Raw genomic sequence first — 1045 nt, 5'->3', positions numbered from 1 at the left:
TAATAAAGTAGTTTTACCAGCACCATTCGGACCAATCAAACCCACCCGTTCCCCTGGCTTAATGGTGAGATTTATATTGCGTAAACTATCCGGTTGGTCTGGGTAGGAAAAATACAGACTATCAATGGCAAGGGCGTAGTGTAAGGAAGTAGGTGACTGATAGGGTTCAATGTAATCTTCTCGGTAAAAAAATTCTTGTTGTTTCTGTGTCACGGTAAAAGTCTTAAGTCTGAAGTCTGTTCGCATAGCGTGGCCTATTGGCCAAGAATGAAATCGTTTCGCCTGATAGCGTTCGCTGTAGGTTAGGCTGAATTCAGCAGCCATATTAATTCCGGTTAATCACTTATAGTCGGGGTGAGGGAATTGTGTTAAGTGTTAATTTAATTATTAATTTTATTTAATTTAAATTAACAAAACCCCAACCCAAACCCTAAACTTATAAGTCGTTAACCGGAATCAATATTACCTTGATTTGATTACCATTAATTAGTTATCATTGATGAGTCTGAATTCCCTTCGGTCATGCTTATGTTAAAAGAATTTCTGCGATCACAAATCCTACTGAAATCAAGCTAGTCAGTCCCATAGCAATGTAGTGGTGGAAACTAGCAGTGTTTGTACTAGACCCAATACGCTTTCCCCTAGGAAGGGGTAATGAAAAGCTCTGTGTTCTAGTCTCTATTGTCACACCAGAACTTTCAGAAACCATAAATTGAGAGGTGTTACTATACCCTCGTAAAATCATCGCTTTATAGACTTGCTGGGATTGCTGGTAACTGCGCACCAAAAGTGTTCCGGTTAGGGAAGCTAAAAGTCTCAGGTTACGGTAAGTACGGGCAAAGGATTCCAGTAGCGAAGCAACTGGGTGACCTCCAAATTCCTGCCATGAAAGCTTTGGTCCTTTGGCACGAAAACCTCGCAGCTGCATTGCCCGCTTCATTTTAGCTAGGTCGTTACTAAATTGCTCGATATAGCGGTAAGACAACAGAGTCATATCCGCTAGCAGTGACGGCAGACCAAGCGATCGCATAGCTTTGATGTTGGA

At 41.5% G+C, this 1045-nt stretch carries 2 protein-coding genes; both read right to left on the bottom strand.

What is annotated here, in order from left to right; all coding sequences use genetic code 11:
- The coding region (locus F6K52_RS36760) for an ATP-binding cassette domain-containing protein (RefSeq protein WP_293090226.1) at window positions 1-324 on the bottom strand (324 nt) is incomplete at its 3' end.
- Between the two features lie 202 nt (window positions 325-526).
- Window positions 527-1045: energy-coupling factor transporter transmembrane component T (locus F6K52_RS36755; RefSeq protein WP_293090224.1), on the bottom strand; the 519-nt coding region annotated here is incomplete at its 5' end.

The organism is Moorena sp. SIO3H5 (assembly GCF_010692395.1).
Taxonomy (GTDB): Bacteria; Cyanobacteriota; Cyanobacteriia; order Cyanobacteriales; family Coleofasciculaceae; genus Moorena.
Note: the sequence above shows the minus strand (reverse complement) of the source record. Positions and strands in the feature narration are given on the sequence as shown.